The organism is Streptomyces kebangsaanensis, from assembly GCF_001906585.1.
Classification (GTDB): Bacteria; Actinomycetota; Actinomycetes; order Streptomycetales; family Streptomycetaceae; genus Streptomyces; species Streptomyces kebangsaanensis.
In genome coordinates this window covers 2,492-24,108 of record NZ_JUJA01000053.1, presented here as the reverse complement: position 1 = coordinate 24,108, position 21,617 = coordinate 2,492, and the positions used below count along the sequence as shown (strand labels likewise).

Genomic DNA, 21,617 nt, shown 5'->3' with positions numbered 1-21,617 from the left:
TGCTCTGCACGACTCTGGGTGTCCGATGATCGTCCCAGAGTGAGGAGCATCATGCGACGCCGTATTGCCCGGGCCCTGGCCCGGCCGCTGGTCCTGGCGGCCGCGGGAGCCGCGATACCGCCGGCCACCGCCGCTCCCGCCGTCGCCGACAGCATTGTCATCGGCGGCTTCCCCGTCGACGTGGCGCACAGCCCGTGGACCGTGGCCCTCGTCAGCCGTGACCGGTTCGGAGGCACCCGGGCGGGGCAGTTCTGCGGTGGTGTGGTGGTCGGCCGGACAGCGGTGCTCACCGCGGCCCACTGTATGGCCGGAGAGGTCGTGGGCGCGCCACCGACACGAGACCTGAAAGTGATCACCGGGCGCACGGATCTGCTCTCCCGCCAGGGCAAGGAGATCCCGGTACGCGCCATCTGGGCCAACCCGCACTACGACGCCGACACCAACGCCGGCGACTTCGCCGTGCTCACCCTCGCCGAGCCGGTGCCCCAGAGCTCCGTCATCCCCCTTGCGGGCGCGGGCGACCCGGCGTACGTGCCCGGCACGAGCGCCACGGTCTACGGCTGGGGGGACACCACCGGCACCGCCGCCTACGCGCACAGTCTGCATGCCGCACGGGTCCATGTCCTGCCCGACGGGCGGTGCGAACGGGCCTATCCGAGCGGCAGCGAGGACGGCACGTACACGGCCGGCAGCATGCTGTGCGCGGGGGAGGCCACGGGCGGCAGGGACGCCTGCCAGGGGGACAGCGGGGGCCCGCTGGTCGCCCGGGGGCGGCTGATCGGGCTCGTGTCGTGGGGGAGCGGCTGCGGACGCGCGGGGAGCCCCGGCGTCTACACGCGGGTGTCCGACGTCGTACGGACGCTGAGACAGGTCCTTGGTGCCGACAAGGCGCCGCACCGGGAGCCCGGCGCGTCCTGACCGGCGTCCTGGGCCACGAGGACGGGCGGTCGCTCCCGGATGCCGGGAGCGACCGCCCGTCCGCCGGCCTGTGCCGGAGCTCGCTCGTCGGGCGAGATGTCAGCGCTCTTGGTCGGACGCGCTCGTGCTGCCGGGCGCCAGGCGCCCCGTCTCGTCCTGTATATCAGCGGCGATCTTCTTGAGTTCCGGCTCGAACTTGCGGCCGTGGTGGGCGCAGAAGAGCAGTTCTCCACCGCTGAGCAGGACAACGCGCAGGTATGCCTGGGCGCCGCAGCGGTCGCAGCGATCGGCGGCCGTCAGCGGGCTCGCGGGGGTCAGAACAGTAGTCACGTCGCCTCTTCTCTAGCTCGACGAGCTGTCGTACCAGGGTCAACATCCAACCAGCCCCAAACGTTCCCGATCGTGGCTTTTCCTCGAAAAAATCTTTCGGGGCGGCCGGCTGCTGCCGGTTTGGCGGCGAATGTGCCGTATTGCGTTTCTCTGTGTCTTACGGGTTCGCACTGTCGGTCATGGTCGAATCCTCCCCGGCCGGGTTGCCGGTTGTTCAGGAGGACGTGCCCGGAGCCTAAATGGTTCATGCCCCCGAAGGGAACGTGATATGTGCTTCACTCGGCCGAAGTGTCGAACACTCATGCGAGTCTCTACTACTCTGGGCCCTTGCCGAGGGTTGTGTTGCAAGGGCTCTACCAGGCCTCGGTACCCTCTGAACGGCGATCCAAGCCGCGCCCTTATCCATCAGGGCCCCACCTGAAATTCAGCGAGGAGCGAACCGCGTGACCGCCGAGACGTCCGTGCCGTCCACAGCGCTGCTGGCAGGAGCAGACCGGGACAGCTCCAATTACACCGCGCGGCACCTGCTCGTCCTCGAGGGCCTCGAGGCCGTGCGCAAGCGCCCGGGCATGTACATCGGCTCCACCGACAGCCGTGGTCTGATGCACTGCCTGTGGGAGATCATCGACAACTCCGTCGACGAAGCCCTCGGAGGCTACTGCGACCGTATCGAGGTCGTCCTGTACGACGACGGTTCCGTGGAGGTGCGGGACAACGGCCGCGGCATCCCGGTCGACGTCGAGCCCAAGACGGGCATGTCCGGTGTCGAGGTCGTCATGACCAAGCTGCACGCGGGCGGAAAGTTCGGCGGGGGCTCCTACGCCGCCTCCGGCGGTCTGCACGGCGTCGGCGCCTCCGTGGTCAACGCCCTGTCCGCCCGGCTGGACGTCGAGGTGGACCGCGGCGGCCACACCCACGCCATCAGCTTCCGGCGCGGCGTACCCGGCGCGTTCGCGGGCAACGGGCCCGACGCCAGGTTCGAGGCCGGGAACGGCCTGCGCAAGGCCAAGAAGATCCCCAAGGCGCGCAGCGGCACGCGCGTGCGTTACTGGGCCGACCGCCAGATCTTCCTCAAGGACGCCAAGCTCTCCCTGGAGACCCTGCACCAGCGCGCCCGCCAGACGGCCTTCCTGGTGCCCGGACTGACCATCGTCGTCCGCGACGAGTACGGCCTCGGCGAGGGCGGCAGCAAGGGCGAGGAGTCCTTCCGCTACGACGGCGGCATCAGCGAGTTCTGCGAGTACCTGGCGAACGACCGGCCCGTCTGCGACGTCCTCCGCTTCACCGGGCACGGCACCTTCAAGGAGACGGTCCCGGTCCTCGACGACCACGGCCAGATGACGCCCACCGAAGTCACCCGCGAACTCGGCGTGGACGTCGCGCTGCGCTGGGGAACCGGCTACGACAGCACGCTCCGGTCCTTCGTCAACATCATCGCCACCCCCAAGGGCGGCACCCACGTCGCCGGCTTCGAGCAGGCCGTCGCCAAGACCGTGAACGAGGTGCTGCGGGCCAAGAAGATGCTGCGCGTCGCCGAGGACGACATCGTCAAGGACGACGCCCTGGAGGGCCTCACCGCGGTCATCACGGTCCGCCTCGCCGAGCCGCAGTTCGAGGGCCAGACCAAGGAGGTCCTCGGCACCTCGGCGGCCCGCCGCATCGTGAACAACGTCGTCACCAAGGAACTCAAGGCGTTCCTGACGTCCACCAAGCGCGACGACGCACAGCAGGCGCGCGTGGTGCTGGAGAAGGCCGTCGCCGCCGCCCGTACGCGCATCGCCGCCCGCCAGCACAAGGACGCGCAGCGCCGCAAGACGGCCCTGGAGACCTCCTCGCTGCCGGCCAAGCTCGCCGACTGCCGCAGCGACGACGTCGACCGCAGCGAGCTGTTCATCGTCGAGGGCGACTCCGCGCTCGGTACGGCGAAGCTGGCGCGGAACTCCGAGTTCCAGGCGCTGCTGCCGATCCGCGGCAAGATCCTCAACGTCCAGAAGTCGTCCGTCACGGACATGCTGAAGAACGCCGAGTGCGGCGCGATCATCCAGGTGATAGGAGCGGGCTCGGGCCGGACCTTCGACCTGGACGCGGCGCGCTACGGCAAGATCATCATGATGACCGACGCCGACGTGGACGGCTCCCACATCCGGACCCTGCTCCTGACGCTGTTCCACCGCTACATGCGGCCCATGGTCGAGTCGGGCCGGGTGTTCGCCGCGGTGCCGCCGCTGCACCGCATCGAGCTGGTCCAGCCGAAGAGGGGCCAGGACAAGTACGTCTACACCTACTCGGACCGCGAACTGCGCGACAAGCTGCTCGAGTTCCAGAGCAAGAAGATCCGGTACAAGGACTCGATCCAGCGGTACAAGGGTCTCGGTGAGATGGACGCCGACCAGCTGGCCGAGACGACCATGGACCCGCGCCACCGCACCCTGCGCCGGATCAACCTCTCCGACCTCGAGGCCGCCGAGCGGGTCTTCGATCTCCTGATGGGCAACGACGTGGCCCCCCGCAAGGAGTTCATCGCGAGCTCGGCCGCGACACTGGACCGCTCGCGCATCGACGCGTAGTGACGGCTCCGGGTCGCTCGGTCACCTGATGGAGTGAAGAGCGGGGAGAAGAGAAGTCGGGGATCTTCCCGTTCTGTCCATCCTTGGGCATGCAGTCAAGCAACGCCCGTCCCCGCGGGGGCGCGGATGACATGAGGTATCGCGACCCCTGGTACGACGCACTGGCCTCCGGCTGGGGCGAGGGGGACGGCACGGGAGCCCTCTCCGCGCCGGTACCGGCGCCCCGCCGCGAGGGGCGGGCCGGGCCGGCCGGCGGCGCCGCGGCCGAGGTCTACCTCGAGGTGCAGCGCAGCGCGGCGTTCCAGGAGGTGCGCAGCCGGTACCGGCGGTTCGTCGTCCCGGCGGTCGCGGTCTTCCTCGTCTGGTACGTGGCGTACGTCGTGGCCGCCACGGCCGCGCCCGGGATCATGGCGCGGCCGGTGGCGGGCGCGGTGAACGTGGCGATGCTGGCCGGCCTCGGACAGTTCCTCAGCACCTTCCTCCTCGCCTGGGCCTACGCCCGGCACGCACGGCTGCGCCGGGACCGGGCGGCGCTCGAACTGCGCTGGGACACGCAGGAACTGACGCGCGGCGTCCAGGGCGGTGCGTCGTGACCGGCGACCACCAGACACTGGCGCTACTGCTGTTCAGCGCGTTCGTCGCGGTCACCCTGGGCATCACCACCTGGGTGAGCCGCAGCCGGCGCGGTTCGGCGGAGGAGTTCTACGCGGGCGGGCGGCTGTTCTCGCCCATGGAGAACGGCTTCGCCGTCGCGGGCGACTACGCGTCGGCCGCCTCCTTCCTGGGCGTTCCCGGACTGATCGCGCTGTTCGGCTACGACGGGGTGCTGTACGTCGTGGGCTTCCTCGTGGCCTGGCTGGTGGTGCTGTTCCTCGTCGCCGAACTGGTGCGCAACTGCGGGCGCTTCACGCTCGCCGACGTGGTCGCGGCGCGGATGGGCGAGCGGCCGGTGCGGATCGCGGCGGGAACCTCCTCGGTCACCGTGTCCGTTCTGTACCTGGTGGCGCAGATGGTGGGCGCGGGCAGCCTGGTGGCGCTGCTCCTCGGGCGGACCGGCGGGGGAGCGCAGGCCTGGACCGTCGTCGGCGTCGGCGCACTGATGGTGATCTACGTGTCGTTGGGAGGGATGCGGGCCACCACCTGGATCCAGATCGTCAAGGCGGTCCTGATGATGGGCGGCACCGCCGTGCTGACCGTGCTCGTCCTGGTCAGGTTCCACGGCGACCTCGACCGGCTGCTGCTCACCGCGGCCGAGCGCAGCGGGCACGGGGACGCCTTCCTGGCCCCCGGGCTGAAGTACGGCGGGGACCTGACCGCGCGCCTGGACTTCGTCAGCCTCGGGCTCGCGCTGGTGCTCGGCACGGCCGGACTGCCGCACATCCTGTCCCGCTTCTACACCGTGCCGACCGCGCGAGCCGCCCGGCGTTCGGCGATCTGGTCCATCGGGCTCATCGGCGGCTTCTACCTGATGGCGATCGTCCTCGGCTTCGGCGCGGCGGCGATCGTCGGACCGGACGTGCTCCGGGGGTCCAACGCGGCCGGGAACACGGCGGTCCCGCTGCTGGCCCTCGACCTGGGTGGCGGCGCGGACTCCGCGGCGGGCACGGTCCTGTTCGCGGTGGTGGCCGCGGTCGCCTTCGCCACGATCCTCGCGGTGGTCGCCGGGATCACCCTCGCCTCATCGGCGTCGGTGGCCCACGACCTGTACGCCTCCCTGCGGCGCCGCGGGGCCCGGCAGCGCAGCGAGGTCGCCGTGGCGCGCGTCGCCGCGGCCGGCATCGGCGTGGTGGCGATCGCCCTCGGCCTGCTCGCCCGCGACCTCAACGTCGCCTTCCTGGTGGGCCTCGCCTTCGCCGTCGCCGCCTCAGCGAACCTGCCGGTGCTGCTGTACTCGCTGTTCTGGCGCGGTTTCACGACCCGCGGCGCGGTGTGGGCCGTCTACGGCGGACTGATCCCCGCCCTGGTGCTCGTCGTGCTCTCCCCGGTGGTCTCCGGAAGCCCCGACTCCCTCTTCCCGGGCGTCGACTTCCAGCTCTTCCCGCTGCAGAACCCCGGCATCGTCTCCGTCCCGCTCGGGTTCCTCGCCGGCTGGCTCGGCACCGTCACCTCGACCGAACTGCCGGACGAGGCCAAGCACGCGGAGACGGAGGTGCGGTCGCTGACGGGAGCGGGGGCCGTGTGACGGCGGCCGGCACCACAGCGTCGTACGGCCGCACCACCGGCCCGGGCGGGGCTACGGCGCCACCCACGCGTAGCGGTGCTCGGGCCGCCCCGTGTCGCCGTACCTCAGGGACAGGCGCAGACGTCCGGACTGTTCCAGACGGCGCAGATAGCGCTGGGCGGTGGAGCGGCTCAGGCCGGTCCGGGCGGCCACCTCGTGGGCGGACAGCGGCCGGTCGGCGCGGTGCAGGACACGGCAGATGAGATCGCTCGTCGGCTCCGAGTGACCACCGGGCAGGCCCGGGGACGCCGACGCCGGCGTGGTGCGCAGGGCGCCGAAGATCCGGTCCACCTGCTCCTGCCCCGTCACACCGCGGCCACCGACGCGGTCGACGGTGCGGCGCAGGGCGGCGTAGGAGTCCAGACGACCGCGCAGCGTGGCGAAGGTGAACGGCTTGACCAGATAGTGCAGGGCGCCCAGCCGCATCGCCTGCTGCACGGTCGCCACGTCACCGGCCGCCGTGATCATGATGACGTCGGTGCCGATGCCCTGGTCGCGCATGCGGTGGACGAGCTCCAGACCGGTGCGGTCGGGCAGGTAGTGGTCGAGCAGGACCAGGTCGATGCCTCCCCGCTGCACGGTGGTCAGGGCCTGTGCGGCACTGTGCGCGCGGGCGCTCACCCGGAAGCCGGGAACCTTCCCCACGTACTTGGCGTTGATCTCGGCGACACGGTAGTCGTCGTCGACCACCAGGACGTCAATCATCGGGCCTCTTTCCCTCAAGGCCAGGCGGGCGCGGCGCCCGTGTTCGGCTCCGCTGTTGTAGCGCGAGCAGAACGAGCACAACAGGTGCTTGCGAGCAAAAGAACGGGTTGCGCACAGAAGACTGCTGTTGTGGCCGGGGCCACACCTACCCTCCGGGCCATGAGCGCAGACACCAGCCCCGTCATCGAACTGCGGGGCGCGAGCAAGACGTTCAGGACCCCGTCAGGGGGCCTGCACACGGCTGTGAAGGACCTCGACCTCACCGTGCGGCGCGGCGAGTTCGTGGCCGTGGTCGGCCCCACCGGCTGCGGCAAGTCGACCACGCTGACCCTGGTCAGCGGCCTGGAGGAGCCCACCGAGGGCGATGTGCTGGTGGCCGGCGAGCCGGTGCGCGGCGTCGGCGGCAAGGTCGGCTTCGTCTTCCAGCAGGACGCCACCTTCCCCTGGCGCACGGTGCTGTCCAACGTGATGGCCGGACCGCGCTTCCGCGGCGTACCGAAGGCGGAGGCGAAGGAGAAGGCGCGCGCCTGGCTGGCCCGGGTCGGGCTCGCCGCCTTCGAGGACCGCTACCCGCACCAGCTCTCCGGCGGTCAGCGCAAGCGCGTCGCCCTCGCCGCCACCTTCGTCAACGACCCCGAGATCCTGCTGATGGACGAGCCGTTCTCGGCACTCGACGTGCAGACCAGGGCGCTGATGTCGGACGAGCTCCTCGAGCTGTGGGAGGGCACGGGCGCCTCGGTCGTCTTCGTCACCCACGACCTGGAGGAGGCCATCGCACTGGCCGACAAGGTCGTGGTCATGACGGCCGGTCCCGCGACCGTGAAGCAGGTCTTCGACATCGGCCTGCCCCGGCCCCGCAAGGTCGAGCAGGTGCGCCTGCGGACGGAGTTCATCGACATCTACCGCGAGATCTGGGAGTCGCTCGGCGAAGAGGTCCGCATCACCCGCGAAAGAGGTGCCGCCCATGTCGCCTGAGGTGCTCAGCACGCCGGTCGTCGACACGGTCAAGACCCCGGACCGCGCGCACTCCCGGGCCCGCGCCGCCCGCAGGCGCAAGGTGGCCGTCGGCTCCGCCCGCGCCCTGGTGCTGGTGGCCGTGCTCGGCCTGTGGGAGGCGCTCTCCCGGGCCGAGGTCATCGACCCGTTCAACTTCTCGATGCCCTCGAAGATCTGGGACCAGATCTGGACCTGGATCACGCACGGCACCGCACTCGGCTCACTCGGCGAGCAGATCTGGTACACGCTCTACGAGGCACTGCTCGGCTGGGTGTTCGGCGTGGTGGCCGGCGTGGTCCTCGGCATCGCGCTCGGCCGCGTCACCTTCCTCGCCGACGTCCTCGGCCCCTACATCAAGGTGCTCAACTCCATCCCGAGGATCGTCCTCGCCCCGATCTTCATGATCTGGTTCGGGCTCGGACCGGCCTCCAAGGTCGCCTCGGCCGTGGTCCTCGTCTTCTTCCCCGTGTTCTTCAACGCCTTCCAGGGCACCCGGGAGGTCGACCGCAACCTGGTGGCCAACGCGCGGATCCTCGGCGCGAGCGACCGCAGGGTCACCCTGCAGGTGGTCATCCCGTCCGCGACCTCGTGGATCTTCACCAGCCTGCACGTCAGCTTCGGCTTCGCCCTCATCGGCGCCATCGTCGGCGAGTACATCGGCGCCACCAAGGGCATCGGACTGCTCGTCGCGCAGTCCCAGGGCACCTTCAACGCGGCCGGTGTGTACGCCGCGATGGTCATTCTCGCCGCGGTCGCGCTCGTCGCCGAGGGACTGCTCACCTTCGCCGAGCGCCGCATCTTCCGCTGGAAGCCGGCGGACTCCGGGGACTGAACCGCCCGGCGCCGCCCCACCGTCGCCTTCCTCCCGCACCGCCTTCCCGCAAGCCCTCACGAGTTCTCACAAGGACGTGAACCGTCATGCGCAAGACCGTCAGATGCGCGGCGTCGGCCGCCGCAGGCCTGCTCGCCCTGTCCTCCCTCACCGCCTGCGCCAACGACGCGGCGAGCTCCACCGCCGGCTCCGGCAGGAGCGGGGGCGGCAAGGGCGAGCACGTCAAGATCATGGTGGGTGGCCTGGACAAGGTCATCTACCTGCCCGCCATGCTCACCCAGCGCCTCGGCTACTTCGACGACGAGGGCCTGGACGTCGAGCTGCTGAGCGAGCCCGCCGGCGTCCAGGCCGAGACCGCGCTCGTCTCCGGCCAGGTCCAGGGCGCCGTCGGCTTCTACGACCACACCCTGGACCTGCAGGTCAAGGGCAAGAACGTCCAGTCCGTGGTGCAGTTCTCGCACGCCCCCGGCGAGGTGGAGGTCGTCTCCAACAAGGCGGCCGACAAGATCACTTCGCCGAAGGACTTCAAGGGCAAGAAGCTCGGCGTCACCGGCCTCGGCTCCTCCACCGACTTCCTCACCAAGTACCTCGCGGTCAAGAACGGCGTGAAGGTCAGCGAGTTCAGCCCGGTCGCCGTCGGCGCGGGACCGACCTTCATCGCCGCGCTCGAGAGGGGCTCCATCGACGGCGGCATGACGACCGACCCGACCGTCGCGACGATCCTGGAGAAGAAGGCCGGCAAGGTCCTCGTCGACATGCGGACGCCCGAGGGTTCGCAGGAGGCGCTCGGCGGCCCGTACCCGTCGTCCAGCCTGTACATGCAGACCGACTGGGTCGACAGCCACAAGGAGACCGTCCAGAAGCTGGCCAACGCGTTCGTCAGGACGCTCAGGTGGATGTCCACCCACAGCGCCGACGAGATCGCCGCCAAGATGCCCGCCGACTACTCCCAGGGCAACAAGGCCCTCTACGCGGAGGCGATCAAGAGCACGCTGCCGATGTTCACCGAGGACGGCGTGATGCCTCAGAACGGCCCGGAGACCGTCGAGAAGGTGCTCAAGGCGTTCAACCCCAACATCCAGAACGCCAAGGTGGACCTGAGCAGGACGTACACCACCGAGTTCGTCGAGAAGGCCGCCGGCTGACATCCGTACGCACGGGGGACACGGTCTCCTTCCCCCCTTCCACGAGCCGTGTCCTCAGGCGCGGGCCGCCCACACGTAACGGTGTTCGGGGCGGCCCGTGTCGCCGTACCTCAGGGTCAGCCCGGCCCGTCCCGTGCGCTCCAGGAGCTTGAGATAGCGCTGGGCGGTCGGCCGGCTCACCCCGGTCCGGTCGGCGACCTCCCGGGCCGACAGGGGCCCGTCGGCCTTCATCAGGCACTGGCGGACGAGTTCGGCGGTGGCGGGGGAGTGCCCCTTGGGCAGCCCGGGTTCCGACGGTGCCGATAAGGCCCCGAAGATCCGGTCCACCTCGGCCTGCTCGGCCTCCCCGCCGCCGTCCAGGGTGCGGCGCAGCGCCGCGTACGCCTCCAGCCTGGCCCGCAGCCCCGCGAAGGCGAACGGCTTGACCAGGTACTGCAGCGCCCCGTGCCGCATCGCCGCCTGTACGGTCGACACGTCCCGGGCCGCCGTCACCATGATCACGTCGGTCCGGTGGCCGCGGCGCCGCATCTCCTGGACGACCGACAGGCCCGTGCCGTCGGGCAGGTAGTGGTCCATGAGGACCAGGTCCGGCCGCGGCGGCGCCTCCAGCCGGCGCAGCGCCTCGGCCGCGCTGTGTGCCGCGCCCGCGACGCGGAAGCCCGGCACCCTCTCCACGTAGGCGGCGTGGACGCGCGCGACCCGGACGTCGTCGTCCACGACCAGGACCTCGATCACCGCGACTCCTCCTCGGCGGTCTCGACGGCGGCGGTGAGGGCGGGTCCGAGGGCGGATTCGAGGACCGGCCCCTCCTCGGCGAGCGCCTCGGGCAGGACGACCGTGAACTCCGCGCCGCCGCCGTCCGCCTCACCCACCGTCACGGTCCCGCCCTGCCGCTCGGCGAGCCTGCGCACCAGGGACAGGCCGATGCCGCGGTTGCGGTGCGCCGGAGGCCGCTTGGTGGACCACCCCTCCGTGAAGATCAGATCGCGCTGGTCCGCCGGGATGCCGGGCCCGGTGTCGCGCACCCTGAGGGCGGCGGTGCGCCCCTCGGCGCGCAGCTCGACCTCCACGCGCGCGTGGGGAGTCGCCGCGACGGCGTCGAGCGCGTTGTCGACCAGGTTCCCGACGACCGTCACCAGCCCCCCGGGGTCGACCAGCCGGTCCGGCAGACGCGTACGGTCCGACAGCCACAGCGCGACCCCGCGCTCGGCCGCCACGGTCGCCTTGCCGACCAGCAGGGCGGCGAGCAGCGGGTCCTGGATCTTCTCGGTGACCTGCTCCGCCGTGGCCCGGTGGTCCCCGACCACCTCCCCGACGAACTCCACGGCGTCGTCGTACATCTCCAGCTCCAGCAGTCCGAGCAGCGTGTGCATGCGGTTGGCGTGCTCGTGGTCCTGGGCGCGCAGGGCGTCGATCAGACCGCGCGTCGAGTCCAGCTCCCGGCCCAGCTGCTCCAGCTCGGTGCGGTCGCGCAGGGTGGCGACGGCGCCCCCGTCGCCGGTCGGCATCCGGTTGGCGACCAGGACGCGCTGCCCGCGCACGGTGAGCAGGTCGGTGCCCGTCACCCGTCCGGCCAGCACATCGGTCGTACGGCCCTCGCCGAGCGCCTCGTCGGGCGAGCGGCCGAGCGCCTCGTCACCGATGCCGAGCAGACGCCGCGCCTCGTCGTTGAGCAGCCGGACACGGCCGCGGCGGTCCAGCGCCACGACCCCCTCCCGGATGCCGTGCAGCATCGCCTCGCGCTCGGCGAGCAGCGCCGCGATGTCCGAGAACGCCAGGTCCCTGGTCTGCCGCTGGACCCGCCGGGAGATCAGCCAGGCGGCCAGCGCGCCGGCGGCCAGGGCCCCGCCGGCGTAGGCGAACAGACCCGGTATGGCGTCGATCAGCTTGGCGCGCACGCTGTTGTAGGCGATGCCGACCGAGACCGCCCCGACGACGCGGTGGTCGTCGTCGTACAGCGGCACCTTGCCGCGCGCCGAGCGTCCCAGGGTGCCGGTGTCGATCTCCATGACCTTCTGCCCGGCCAGGGCCGCTCCGGGGTCGGTCGAGACGGGCTCGCCTATCTGCCGCGGATCGGTGTGCGACCAGCGGGTGCCCCGCGTGTCCATCACCACGACGTACTCGGCGCCGGTCGCCTCGCGGATCCGTTCCGCCTCCTGCTGCACGGGCTCGTCGGCGCTCGGGGCGGTGTTCCGCAGATCCCGCGCGAGCTGACGGTTCTCGGCGGTGGTCTCGGCGATGGCGAGGGCGCGGCGCATCGCCTGCTCGTCCAGTTGACGGCCGAGCGGCGCGAGGAACAACCCGGTCGCGAGCACCGTGACTCCCGCGGCGATCGCCAGCTGCATCAGCAGCACCTGCGAGAACATCCGTCGTGGCAGGCGGAGTCGGCGGCGTGCGGGAGGCGGAGAACTCATGGCCCATGACAGTACGTCGACGGGGGCGTACTGCCTCAGCGGGTGCGGTGCGGGTCTCCGGCTGTGCGGCGGTGCCGTCATCCGGCGAGCCGGGTGCCCGCCGGTTCGCGGACGGCGACCACCTCCATGCGCGCCGGCCCGCCGAGCACCGACGCGCCGCAGCTCTCCGGCTGGGGCGGCCGGCCGGCTTCCTGGACCACGGTCACGTGCCAGCGGCGTCCGTCGGCGTGGGCGACGGTCACCTCCCAGCGGGGCGCGGCGCCGTCGGTGCGTACGACGCTCAGCGCGTCCGCGCGGTACTCGCCCGCCGCCTGCCGCACGGCCAGCTCCGCGGCCTGTCCGGGCCGCTCCCAGGCCGTACGGCCCCGGCAGCCCTCGAGGACCACCCGGCCCTCCCGCACGCCGTGCAGGGCGTCCTTGACGGTGTGCGCCTCGGCCCGCCCGTACGCGTAGCCGTACGGCAGCACGAGGAGCGTCGGCGAGAAGCGGTGGCCGCCCAGGTGCGTGACCTCCCAGACCCCGTGGACCCCGGAGGAGGCCAGTTCGGCCGCGAGGGGGCGGCCGAGGAGGGCGCAGCACCGGTCGCGCTTGCCGTTGGTGCACACCAGCGTGAGCGGATCGCCTGTGTGGGGCGCGCCCTGCAGTACCGCATCGAAGGTGTGGTGGTCACCCCTGCCCAGTGCGGCGAAGTCGAGGCCGAGCAGTTGCTCGGGGTCGGCGGTCATGGCGCTGTGCAGCCATACGTTCCCCGGAACCGTGTGGGCCGCGTACACACGCCGCAGGGGCGCCGTGCCGCGGTCGGGGTGACGGCCCGGGCGGCGGATGAGCGCGACGCGGACGCCGGTGCCCTGCGCGGCCCGCTCCAGCGCGCGGCCGACAGCGGGGTCCAGGTGGCTCGCGGTGAGCGCCTTGACACCCCACGGGCCGGGCTGCTCCAGCAGCAGCCACGTCGTCGCCACGGGAGCGGTGGCGGCCAGCGGCTCGTCGAGCTGCCGGGAGACGGTCGAGCACGTACTCACACAGGTGAGCCTAACCTGACCGGAGGCCGATCGGCCTCCCGCCGCGGGGGTGAGCCGCCGCGGGGCGGACGCCGGCGGGCGGTTCGTATCCTTGGTCGGCATTCCAACTTCGTGCGCGCACCGCGGTCGTGAGCCGGTGCACGCGTCGGCGTGAGAGAGGTCGCACGGTGAGCCAGCCGAGCCGGAACCCGAGTCCGAGCCCGCACCCGAGTCCGAGCCCGCACCCGGATTTGATCCCGCACCCGGATCCGAGTCCGCACCCGGATCCGATCCCTGCCGTGCCGCAGATCCCGGTCGTCGTCCTCGCCGGATTCCTCGGCTCCGGTAAGACCACGCTGCTCAACCACCTCCTCCACCACAGCGGTGGCAGCCGTATCGGCGCGATCGTCAACGACTTCGGCGCCATCGAGATCGACGCCATGGCGGTCGCGGGAGCGCTCGGCGACTCCACCGTCTCCCTCGGCAACGGGTGTCTGTGCTGCGCGGTCGACGCCGGTGAGCTGGACGTGTACCTCGACCGGCTCACGAACCCCGCCGTCGGTATCGACGTCGTCGTCATCGAGGCCAGCGGACTCGCCGAACCCCAGGAACTCGTCCGCATGGTGCTGGCCAGCGACAACCCCAGGGTCGTCTACGGAGGGCTCGTCGAGGTCGTCGACGCCGCCGAGTTCGACGCCACCCGCGCGCTCCACCCCGAACTCGACCGGCATCTCGCGCTCGCCGACCTCGTCGTCGTCAACAAGGCCGACCGGGCCGCCGGCCTGGAAAGGGTGCTCGACCTGGTGGCGTCCCTCGTCGACGGGGCCGCCGTCGTCCCGGCCTCCTACGGCCGTGTCGATCCCGAGTTCCTCTTCGACTGCGGGCCCGACGAGGAGCGTATCGGGCAGCTGTCCTTCGACGACCTGCACGAGAGCGGTGACGACGGCGGCCACGCCGGACACCTGCACACCGGCTACGACAGCCTCTCCTACGTCGCCGACGTGCCGCTCGATCCGCGCCGGCTGATGCGGTTCCTCGACAGCCGCCCCGGCGGGCTCTACCGGATCAAGGGATACGTCGACTTCGGCCCACACGACCCCCGCAACCGCTACGCCGTGCACGCCGTGGGCCGGTTCCTGCGCTTCTATCCCGACCCCTGGCCGGCCGGCGAGCCCCGCCTCACCCAGCTCGTGCTGATCGGCTCCGGCATCGACGCGAACGCCCTCGGCAAGGAGCTGGAGGAGTGCGAGGACGACGCCCCGCACGCCGACGAGCACGGCATGTGGGGCGTCCTGCGCCATGTGCGGGACCCCGGGGGAGACGAGCCCGGGGAACCCGGCCTCCGGGATCCGTACCCGGAGGAACCTCCGGTCTAGGCCGGTCCCGTCACCACCGCCACCGTCTTCGGCAGCGACACGCCCGAGCCGTCGCGGCGCGGGTCGACGGCCGGGAGCTCGGCCGGGCTGCCGTTCTTCTGGGCGGCGAGGACCGGCGTGGGGCCCGCCCAGGCGAAGGCCAGGCAGTCCTCGCCCTTCAGGAACCGCTGGCAGCGGACACCGCCGGTCGCCCGGCCCTTGCGCGGGAACTGGTCGAACGGGGTGACCTTGCCCGTCGTCTGCACGGAGTCGTCCAGCGTCCCGCGCGAGCCGGCGACGGTGACGACGATCGCGTCCGCGGCCGGGTCGACGGCCGTGAACGAGATGACCTTGGCACCCTCGGTGAGCTTGATGCCGGCCATGCCGCCGGCCGGACGGCCCTGCGGGCGGACCTGGGAGGCCTGGTAGCGCAGGAGCTGGGCGTCGTCCGTGATGAAGACCAGGTCCTCCTCGCCGGTGCGCAGCTCCACCGCGCCGACGATCCGGTCGCCCTCCTTGAGGGTGATGACCTCCAACTCCTCCTTGTTCGAGGGATAGTCGGGGACGACCCGCTTGACGACGCCCTGTTCGGTGCCGAGCGCCAGGCCCGGCGACGACTCGTCCAGCGTGGTCAGGCAGACCACGCTCTCGTCGTCCTCCAGGGTGACGAACTCCGCCAGGGGGGCGCCGCCGGAGAGGTTCGCCGCCGAGACCGTCTCCGGCAGCTGGGGCAGGTCGATGACGTTCACCCGGAGCAGGCGGCCGGCGGAGGTCACCACGCCCACCTCGCCGAGGGCGGTCGCCGCGACCGCCGAGACGATCACGTCGTGCTTGTGCCGCTTGCCGTCCGTGTTCTTCGGGAGCGGTTCACCGCTCGCCGTACGGGCCAGCAGGCCCGTGGCGGACAGCAGGACGCGGCACGGGTCGTCCGCCACCTGCAGCGGCACCGCGGCGGCCGGGACGGCGCCCGCCTCCAGCAGCATCGTGCGCCGCGGAGTGCCGAACTTCTTGGTCACCGCGGCCAGTTCGGCCGACACCAGCTTGCGCAGCTCCGCGTCCGACTCCAGGATCCGGGTCAGCTCCTCGATCTCCGCCGTGAGCCTGTCCCTCTCCGCCTCCAGCTCGATGCGGTCGAACTTGGTCAGGCGGCGCAGCGGCGTGTCGAGGATGTACTGGGTCTGGACCTCGCTCAGCGAGAAGCGCTCCATCAGGCGCTGCTTGGCCTCCGCGGAGTTCTCGCTGGAGCGGATCAGGCGGATGACCTCGTCGATGTCCACCAGCGCGGTGAGCAGGCCCTCGACCAGGTGCAGCCGGTCGCGCCGCTTGCCGCGGCGGTACTCGCTGCGGCGCCGTACGACCTCGAAGCGGTGGTCGAGGTAGACCTCCAGGAGCTCCTTGAGGCCCAGGGTGAGGGGCTGGCCGTCGACGAGCGCGACGTTGTTGATGCCGAAGGACTCCTCCATCGGCGTCAGCTTGTAGAGCTGCTCCAGGACGGCCTCCGGCACGAAGCCGTTCTTGATCTCGATGACCAGGCGCAGGCCGTGCTCGCGGTCGGTGAGGTCCTTGACGTCGGCGATGCCCTGGACCTTCTTCGAGCCGACCAGGTCCTTGATCTTGGCGATCACCTTCTCCGGGCCCACGGCGAAGGGCAGCTCGGTGACGACCAGTCCCTTGCGGCGCGCGGTCACCGTCTCCACCGAGACCGTCGCGCGGATCTTGAAGGTGCCGCGGCCCGTCTCGTAGGCGTCCCTGATCCCGGACAGGCCGACGATCCGGCCGCCGGTGGGCAGGTCCGGGCCCGGGACGTACTTCATCAGGGCGTCCAGGTCCGCGCTCGGGTGGCGGATCAGGTGGCGGGCGGCCGCGATGACCTCGTTGAGGTTGTGCGGGGGCATGTTCGTGGCCATGCCGACGGCGATGCCCGACGCGCCGTTCACCAGCAGGTTCGGGAAGGCGGCCGGCAGGGCGACCGGCTCCTGCTCCTGGCCGTCGTAGTTGGGGGCGAAGTCGACGGTGTCCTCGTCGATGGACTCCGTCATCAGGGACGTCGCCGCGGCCATACGGCACTCGGTGTACCGCATGGCGGCGGGCGGGTCGTCGTTGCCCAGCGAGCCGAAGTTGCCGTGGCCGTCGACCAGGGGAACGCGCATGGAGAAGGGCTGCGCCATGCGCACGAGGGCGTCGTAGATCGACGCGTCGCCGTGCGGGTGGAGCTTGCCCATGACCTCGCCGACGACGCGGGCGCACTTCACGTACCCGCGTTCCGGCCGCAGGCCCATCTCGTTCATCTGGTAGACGATGCGGCGGTGCACCGGCTTGAGGCCGTCCCGGGCGTCCGGCAGGGCGCGGGAGTAGATGACCGAGTACGCGTATTCGAGGAAGGAGCCCTGCATTTCATCGACGACGTCGATGTCGAGGATCTTCTCCTCGTACGAGTCGTCGGGCGGCGGGGTCTTCGTGCTGCGGCGGGCCATCGCTGCCGGCTCCTTGCTGAAGCGTGACGGGATCTGACGCGGACCATTGTGGACCGCCCGACTGACAACCCGGACCACCCCCGCCCCCACGGCCTCGGTCCCACCGTACTGAGACCACCGGCCTCGCGCCCGAAGTGTCCGTCGCCACCGCTGTGCCGGGCGAGAGCCGCCCGGCCTCACGTCCTGAGGTGTCCCCGCCTCCGCGTTGCCCGTCCCACACGCACGCGTGCCCCGCGTACACGCGGCATTTTGGCGGCGGCGCCCGCCGGGCCCGGGAGCCGGCGGCACCTCCTGGCCCGGGACTCGGTGGCCCGCCCGACGCCGCCGTCGCCCGCGCCCGTGGCACGGCGCGCCCCCGTGGGACGGCGCTGCGGAGCCGCTGCGGCCGTCCGATGCCCCGGCCCCGGGGCCGGTTCCGCACCCGGGGGCCCTGGCCGGGCCCGCGGAGTCCCGGAACGGCCGGCCCGTCCCACGCGCGCGTGGGGTGCCGGTCGCGGCTGCCCCGCAATGTCCGGGTGCGCCCCGCGCTCCGGGGGGCGCACCCGACGGCTCGCCCGCCCCGTTTTCGATCTCGCTCTGGGCGTACGGCCTCCGGGAACTTCGCCAGGGGTCCACGCGCTTGCATACAGTGGCAGGACTGGCAGGAAACGGGCGGTTCGCACACCGCCATCGCGATCGAAGGGACGTACATGCCCATGGGTCACACGGCCACAGCCGAGGCAGGCTCCGGCGGCCTGACAGCGACCGAGCACCGCCTGGCCAACGGCCTGCGCGTGGTGCTCTCCGAGGACCACCTGACCCCGGTCGCGGCGGTGTGCCTCTGGTACGACGTCGGCTCGCGCCACGAGGTCAAGGGACGCACCGGCCTGGCTCACCTTTTCGAGCACCTGATGTTCCAGGGCTCCGCCCAGGTCAAGGGCAACGGTCACTTCGAACTGGTCCAGGGTGCGGGCGGCTCGCTCAACGGCACCACCAGCTTCGAGCGCACCAACTACTTCGAGACCATGCCCGCCCACCAGCTGGAGCTCGCCCTCTGGCTGGAGGCCGACCGCATGGGCTCCCTGCTCGCCGCGCTGGACGACGAGTCCATGGAGAACCAGCGGGACGTCGTCAAGAACGAGCGCCGCCAGCGCTACGACAACGTCCCCTACGGCACCGCCTTCGAGAGGCTGACCGCCCTCGCCTACCCGGAGGGCCACCCCTACCACCACACGCCGATCGGGTCCATGGCGGACCTCGACGCGGCCACCCTGGAGGACGCCCGGGAGTTCTTCCGGACGTACTACGCGCCCAACAACGCCGTCCTGTCGGTCGTCGGCGACATCGACCCGCAGCGGACGCTCGCCTGGATCGAGAAGTACTTCGGCTCCATCCCGTCCCACGACGGCAAGCCCCGGCCGCGCGACGGCTCCCTGTCCGAGGTCATCGGCGAGCAGCTGCGCGAGATCGTCGAGGAGGAGGTCCCGGCCCGCGCCCTGATGGCCGCCTACCGGCTCCCGCACGACGGCACGCGCGCGTGCGACGCGGCCGACCTCGCCCTCACCATCCTCGGCGGCGGCGAGTCCTCCCGCCTGTACAACCGGCTGGTGCGCCGCGACCGTACCGCCGTCGCGGCCGGCTTCGGCCTGCTGCGGCTGGCCGGGGCGCCCTCCATGGGCTGGCTGGACGTGAAGACCTCCGGCGACGTCGAGGTACCCGTCATCGAGTCGGCCATCGACGAGGAGCTCGCCCGGTTCGCGGAGGAGGGCCCGACGGCCGAGGAGATGGAGCGCGCCCAGGCCCAGTTGGAGCGCGAGTGGCTGGACCGGCTCGGCACGGTCGCGGGCCGCGCCGACGAACTGTGCCGGTACGCCGTCCTGTTCGGCGACCCGCAGCTCGCCCTGACCGCCGTCAAGCGTGTCCTGGAGGTGACTTCGGAGGAGGTCCAGGAGGTCGCCAAGGCCCGCCTGCGGCCCGACAACCGCGCGGTGCTCGTCTACGAGCCGACCACCGCCGACGCGCAGGACGACGCCCAGGACGCGGACGCCGCGGCCACCGACGACACCGAGGAGGCGGCGAAGTGACCGAGCTCGCCACGATGGAGTTCCACCCCCGGCCCCAGGCGGGCGAGGCCAGGCCGTGGGCGTTCCCGGCGCCCGAGCGCGGAACGCTGGACAACGGCCTGACGGTGCTGCGCTGCCACCGCCCCGGCCAGCAGGTCGTCGCCGTCGAGGTGCTCCTCGACGCGCCCCTGGAGGCCGAGCCGGCCGGCCTGGACGGCGTCGCCACGATCATGGCCCGGGCCTTCTCCGAGGGCACCGACAAGCACTCCGCCGAGGAGTTCGCCGCCGAGCTGGAGCGCGCCGGCGCCACCCTGGACGCCCACGCCGACCACCCCGGCGTACGGCTGAGCCTGGAGGTCCCGGCCTCCCGCCTGGCCAAGGGGCTCGGCCTGCTGGCCGACGCCCTCAGGGCGCCCGCCTTCGCCGACTCCGAGGTCGAGCGGCTGGTGCGCAACCGGCTCGACGAGATCCCGCACGAGCTGGCCAACCCCNCCCCGCCCGCCGCGCCGCCAAGGAGCTCTCCAAGGAGCTGTTCCCGGCCACCGCGCGCATGTCGCGCCCGCGCCAGGGCACCGAGGAGACGGTCCGCGCCGTCGACTCGGCGGCCGTCCGCTCCTTCTACGACCGGCACGTGCGCCCCGCCACGGCCACCGCCGTGGTCGTCGGCGACCTCACCGGCACCGACCTGGACGAGCTGCTGGGCGAGACCCTGGGCGCCTGGACGGGGGCGCCCGCCAAGCCGCGTCCCGTGCCGCCGGTGACCGCCGACGACACCGGGCGCGTGGTCGTCGTCGACCGGCCCGGCGCCGTCCAGACGCAGCTGCTCATCGGCCGTGTCGGCCCCGACCGGCACGACCGCGTGTGGCCCGCCCAGGTGCTCGGCACGTACTGCCTCGGCGGCACCCTCACCTCCCGCCTGGACCGCGTCCTGCGCGAGGAGAAGGGCTACACCTACGGTGTGCGGGCGTTCGGCCAGGTGCTGCGCTCCGCCCCCGACGGCTCGGGCGCCGCGATGCTCGCCATCAGCGGCTCGGTCGACACGCCGAACACCGGCCCGGCCCTGCAGGACCTCTTCACGGTGCTGCGCAAGCTCGCCGCCGAGGGCCTCACCGACGCCGAGCGGGACGTCGCCGTGCAGAACCTCGTCGGCGTGGCCCCGCTGAAGTACGAGACGGCGGCCGCCGTGGCCGGCACGCTGGCCGACCAGGTCGAGCAGCACCTGCCCGACGACTACCAGGCGACGCTCTATCAGCAGCTCGCCGCCACCGGCACGGTGGAGGCCACCGCGGCCGTCGTCAACGCCTTCCCGGTGGACCGGCTCGTGACCGTCCTCGTCGGTGACGCCGCGCAGATCAAGGAGCCCGTCGAGGCTCTGGGCATCGGCCACGTCACCGTCGTGGCGGCCGAGTAGCGGCACGCGCGCGCGGGGCCCTGGTGACTGGTGTCACCAGGGCCCCGCGGTGTCTGAATTGAGACGGAGTCCGCCCTTCTGTCCTGTGGTCTGCGCTACAAAACCTCTGTTCCGTTTGGGAAGGAAAAGCAGCTCCGTCTAGCGTCGGTCCGGCTGTTCGTCGGGCAGTAAGCCGCATCCGCGGCACCGGACAGCCATCGCCGAGTCCCCGTACGGCGCGAGCCAGGGGAGCCGGGGACCCACTCAGTCCCTGAGGTGAATCGGACGCCCGCGCGCGGTGCGAGGGCGTCCGTAGGAGACCTTCCTGCTCCGAACCTGTCAGCTAACCCGGTAGGCGACAGGGAAGGAAAGGACCAGCGTCTACATGGCGTTCACCCGCGCCACCGGGAAGCACCGCCGGCCCAGCCGGATGCACCGCACCACCGCCCGCGCGGCGGGCGTCGCGGCCCTCACCACCACCACCGGCGTCGTCGGCACCCTCGCCGCCTCCCCGGCTCTCGCCTCCGAGGCTCCCGCCCCCGAGGACACCGGTCTGACCCCGGTCGTCACCATCGGCGCAGGCATCGCCGAGAAGATCGGCGCCCAGGCCGCCGCCCAGAAGCAGGCCGCCGAGCAGAAGCAGGCCGCTGAGGCCGCCCGCAAGCAGGCCGCGGAGCGGGCGAAGAAGGAGCGCGAGGCCAAGGAGCGCGCCGCCCGCGAGGCCGAGCGCAGGCGTCTGAACACCTTCGTGTCGCCGATCTCCGGCTCCTACGTCTCCACCGGCTACCGGAGCGGCGGCTCCCTGTGGTCCTCCGGCTCCCACACCGGCATCGACTTCCACGCCGCGAGCGGCGCCACCGTCCACGCGGTCGGCGCCGGCACCGTCGTCCAGGCCGGCTGGGGCGGGGCGTACGGCAACCAGGTCGTGATCAGGATGGCCGACGGCATGTACACCCAGTACGGCCACCTGTCGTCCATCGGCGTCTCGGTGGGCCAGACGGTCGTCCCGGGCCAGCGGATCGGCCTGTCCGGCGCGACCGGCAACGTCACCGGAGCGCACCTGCACTTCGAGGCCCGTACGACCCCGGACTACGGCTCCGACGTCGACCCCGTGGGCTACCTCCGCGGGCACGGCGTGAACATCTGACGCACCGCGCCCGGAAAACGGCGAAGCCGTGCCGCCCGCGGAGGACGGCACGGCTTCGGTGCCCGACCGGCCGGACCGGCAGG

At 71.9% G+C, this 21,617-nt stretch carries 17 protein-coding genes, 1 pseudogene and 1 riboswitch; of the genes and pseudogenes, 12 read left to right on the top strand and 6 right to left on the bottom strand.

Annotation, left to right across the window (positions count from 1 at the left end; genetic code table 11):
* The first annotated feature begins 51 nt into the window (after positions 1-51).
* Positions 52-918 (top strand): serine protease, encoded by an 867-nt coding sequence (locus tag RH94_RS07585; protein ID WP_073946863.1) that lies wholly within the window; start codon positions 52-54, stop codon positions 916-918.
* Positions 919-1,017: 99 nt separating this feature from the next.
* On the opposite strand, the gene RH94_RS07580 is transcribed toward RH94_RS07585, so the two are convergent.
* A complete protein-coding gene (locus tag RH94_RS07580) occupies positions 1,018-1,248 on the bottom strand; it encodes a DUF7455 domain-containing protein (protein WP_073946862.1) in 231 nt (76 codons plus the stop codon).
* Positions 1,249-1,691: 443 nt separating this feature from the next.
* Here RH94_RS07580 and RH94_RS07575 point away from each other — a divergent pair, with 443 nt between their 5' ends.
* The 3 genes from RH94_RS07575 to RH94_RS07565 all read left to right on the top strand — a co-directional run bounded on the left by RH94_RS07575 (position 1,692) and on the right by RH94_RS07565 (position 5,997).
* Positions 1,692-3,815, top strand: a complete 2,124-nt coding sequence (locus tag RH94_RS07575; RefSeq protein ID WP_073946861.1) for a DNA gyrase/topoisomerase IV subunit B — start codon at positions 1,692-1,694, stop codon at positions 3,813-3,815.
* Between the two features lie 89 nt (positions 3,816-3,904).
* On the top strand, positions 3,905-4,408 hold the full coding sequence (locus tag RH94_RS07570; protein WP_073946860.1) for a DUF485 domain-containing protein: 504 nt from the start codon (positions 3,905-3,907) through the stop codon (positions 4,406-4,408).
* A complete protein-coding gene (locus tag RH94_RS07565) occupies positions 4,405-5,997 on the top strand; it encodes a solute symporter family protein (RefSeq protein WP_073946859.1) in 1,593 nt (530 codons plus the stop codon). Before RH94_RS07570 ends, RH94_RS07565 begins: the two co-directional genes overlap by 4 nt.
* 51 nt (positions 5,998-6,048) lie before the next feature.
* Here RH94_RS07565 and RH94_RS07560 read toward each other — a convergent pair whose 3' ends face one another.
* Positions 6,049-6,741 (bottom strand): response regulator, encoded by a 693-nt coding sequence (locus RH94_RS07560; protein ID WP_073946858.1) that lies wholly within the window; start codon positions 6,739-6,741, stop codon positions 6,049-6,051.
* A 159-nt stretch (positions 6,742-6,900) separates the two neighbouring features.
* Here RH94_RS07560 and RH94_RS07555 point away from each other — a divergent pair, with 159 nt between their 5' ends.
* The 3 genes from RH94_RS07555 (at position 6,901) to RH94_RS07545 (ending at position 9,714) form a co-directional block, all read left to right on the top strand.
* Positions 6,901-7,716 carry an ABC transporter ATP-binding protein gene (locus RH94_RS07555; RefSeq protein ID WP_073946857.1) on the top strand — a complete coding sequence of 272 codons (816 nt, stop codon included), beginning with the start codon at positions 6,901-6,903 and terminating at the stop codon, positions 7,714-7,716.
* Positions 7,706-8,569: an ABC transporter permease gene (locus RH94_RS07550; protein WP_073946856.1), complete on the top strand. Its 864-nt coding sequence runs from the start codon at positions 7,706-7,708 to the stop codon at positions 8,567-8,569. The genes RH94_RS07555 and RH94_RS07550 overlap by 11 nt, the downstream gene beginning before the upstream one ends.
* A gap of 86 nt (positions 8,570-8,655) precedes the next feature.
* Complete coding sequence (locus tag RH94_RS07545; protein WP_073946855.1) at positions 8,656-9,714, top strand: ABC transporter substrate-binding protein; 1,059 nt, start codon at positions 8,656-8,658, stop codon at positions 9,712-9,714.
* Positions 9,715-9,768: 54 nt separating this feature from the next.
* On the opposite strand, the gene RH94_RS07540 is transcribed toward RH94_RS07545, so the two are convergent.
* The 3 genes from RH94_RS07540 to RH94_RS07530 all read right to left on the bottom strand — a co-directional run bounded on the left by RH94_RS07540 (position 9,769) and on the right by RH94_RS07530 (position 13,147).
* A complete protein-coding gene (locus RH94_RS07540; RefSeq protein WP_073946854.1) occupies positions 9,769-10,449 on the bottom strand; it encodes a response regulator in 681 nt (226 codons plus the stop codon).
* Entirely contained in the window at positions 10,446-12,128 is a 1,683-nt protein-coding gene (locus RH94_RS07535) for an ATP-binding protein (RefSeq protein WP_073946853.1), read from the bottom strand. Before RH94_RS07535 ends, RH94_RS07540 begins: the two co-directional genes overlap by 4 nt.
* Positions 12,129-12,205: 77 nt before the next feature.
* Positions 12,206-13,147, bottom strand: coding sequence for a sucrase ferredoxin (locus tag RH94_RS07530; protein ID WP_073946852.1), 942 nt, complete (start codon positions 13,145-13,147; stop codon positions 12,206-12,208).
* Positions 13,148-13,380: 233 nt separating this feature from the next.
* Between RH94_RS07530 and RH94_RS07525 the strand changes: the two genes are divergently transcribed.
* The gene (locus tag RH94_RS07525) at positions 13,381-14,502 is read left to right on the top strand and encodes a CobW family GTP-binding protein (RefSeq protein ID WP_073946916.1); all 1,122 of its coding nucleotides are present in this window, start codon (positions 13,381-13,383) and stop codon (positions 14,500-14,502) included.
* Here the strand turns inward: RH94_RS07525 and RH94_RS07520 are convergent.
* Complete coding sequence (locus RH94_RS07520) at positions 14,499-16,955, bottom strand: DNA gyrase/topoisomerase IV subunit A (RefSeq protein WP_073946851.1); 2,457 nt, start codon at positions 16,953-16,955, stop codon at positions 14,499-14,501. The two genes, RH94_RS07525 and RH94_RS07520, sit on opposite strands and share 4 nt — an antisense overlap.
* A gap of 689 nt (positions 16,956-17,644) precedes the next feature.
* Here RH94_RS07520 and RH94_RS07515 point away from each other — a divergent pair.
* The 4 genes and pseudogenes from RH94_RS07515 to RH94_RS07505 all read left to right on the top strand — a co-directional run bounded on the left by RH94_RS07515 (position 17,645) and on the right by RH94_RS07505 (position 21,534).
* On the top strand, positions 17,645-19,018 hold the full coding sequence (locus RH94_RS07515) for a M16 family metallopeptidase (protein WP_073946850.1): 1,374 nt from the start codon (positions 17,645-17,647) through the stop codon (positions 19,016-19,018).
* Positions 19,015-19,488, top strand: a pseudogene (locus RH94_RS42670) (M16 family metallopeptidase); the annotation flags it as partial. The gene RH94_RS07515 and the pseudogene RH94_RS42670, both read left to right, overlap by 4 nt.
* 1 nt (position 19,489) lies before the next feature.
* The coding region (locus RH94_RS07510; protein ID WP_234425601.1) for a M16 family metallopeptidase at positions 19,490-20,408 on the top strand (919 nt) is incomplete at its 5' end.
* 188 nt (positions 20,409-20,596) lie between these two features.
* Positions 20,597-20,760, top strand: a riboswitch (cyclic di-AMP (ydaO/yuaA leader).
* A 12-nt stretch (positions 20,761-20,772) separates the two neighbouring features.
* Complete coding sequence (locus RH94_RS07505; RefSeq protein ID WP_073946849.1) at positions 20,773-21,534, top strand: M23 family metallopeptidase; 762 nt, start codon at positions 20,773-20,775, stop codon at positions 21,532-21,534.
* The last annotated feature ends 83 nt before the right edge of the window (positions 21,535-21,617 follow it).

Coding starts and splice junctions, on each gene's coding strand:
- RH94_RS07585 (WP_073946863.1), top strand. CDS start 52: ATGCGACGCCGTATTGCCCGGGCCCTGGCCCGGCCGCTGGTCCTGGCG.
- RH94_RS07555 (WP_073946857.1), top strand. CDS start 6,901: ATGAGCGCAGACACCAGCCCCGTCATCGAACTGCGGGGCGCGAGCAAG.
- RH94_RS07505 (WP_073946849.1), top strand. CDS start 20,773: ATGGCGTTCACCCGCGCCACCGGGAAGCACCGCCGGCCCAGCCGGATG.
- RH94_RS07545 (WP_073946855.1), top strand. CDS start 8,656: ATGCGCAAGACCGTCAGATGCGCGGCGTCGGCCGCCGCAGGCCTGCTC.
- RH94_RS07570 (WP_073946860.1), top strand. CDS start 3,905: ATGCAGTCAAGCAACGCCCGTCCCCGCGGGGGCGCGGATGACATGAGG.
- RH94_RS07515 (WP_073946850.1), top strand. CDS start 17,645: ATGCCCATGGGTCACACGGCCACAGCCGAGGCAGGCTCCGGCGGCCTG.
- RH94_RS07560 (WP_073946858.1), bottom strand. CDS start 6,741: ATGATTGACGTCCTGGTGGTCGACGACGACTACCGTGTCGCCGAGATC.
- RH94_RS07550 (WP_073946856.1), top strand. CDS start 7,706: ATGTCGCCTGAGGTGCTCAGCACGCCGGTCGTCGACACGGTCAAGACC.
- RH94_RS07520 (WP_073946851.1), bottom strand. CDS start 16,955: ATGGCCCGCCGCAGCACGAAGACCCCGCCGCCCGACGACTCGTACGAG.
- RH94_RS07535 (WP_073946853.1), bottom strand. CDS start 12,128: ATGAGTTCTCCGCCTCCCGCACGCCGCCGACTCCGCCTGCCACGACGG.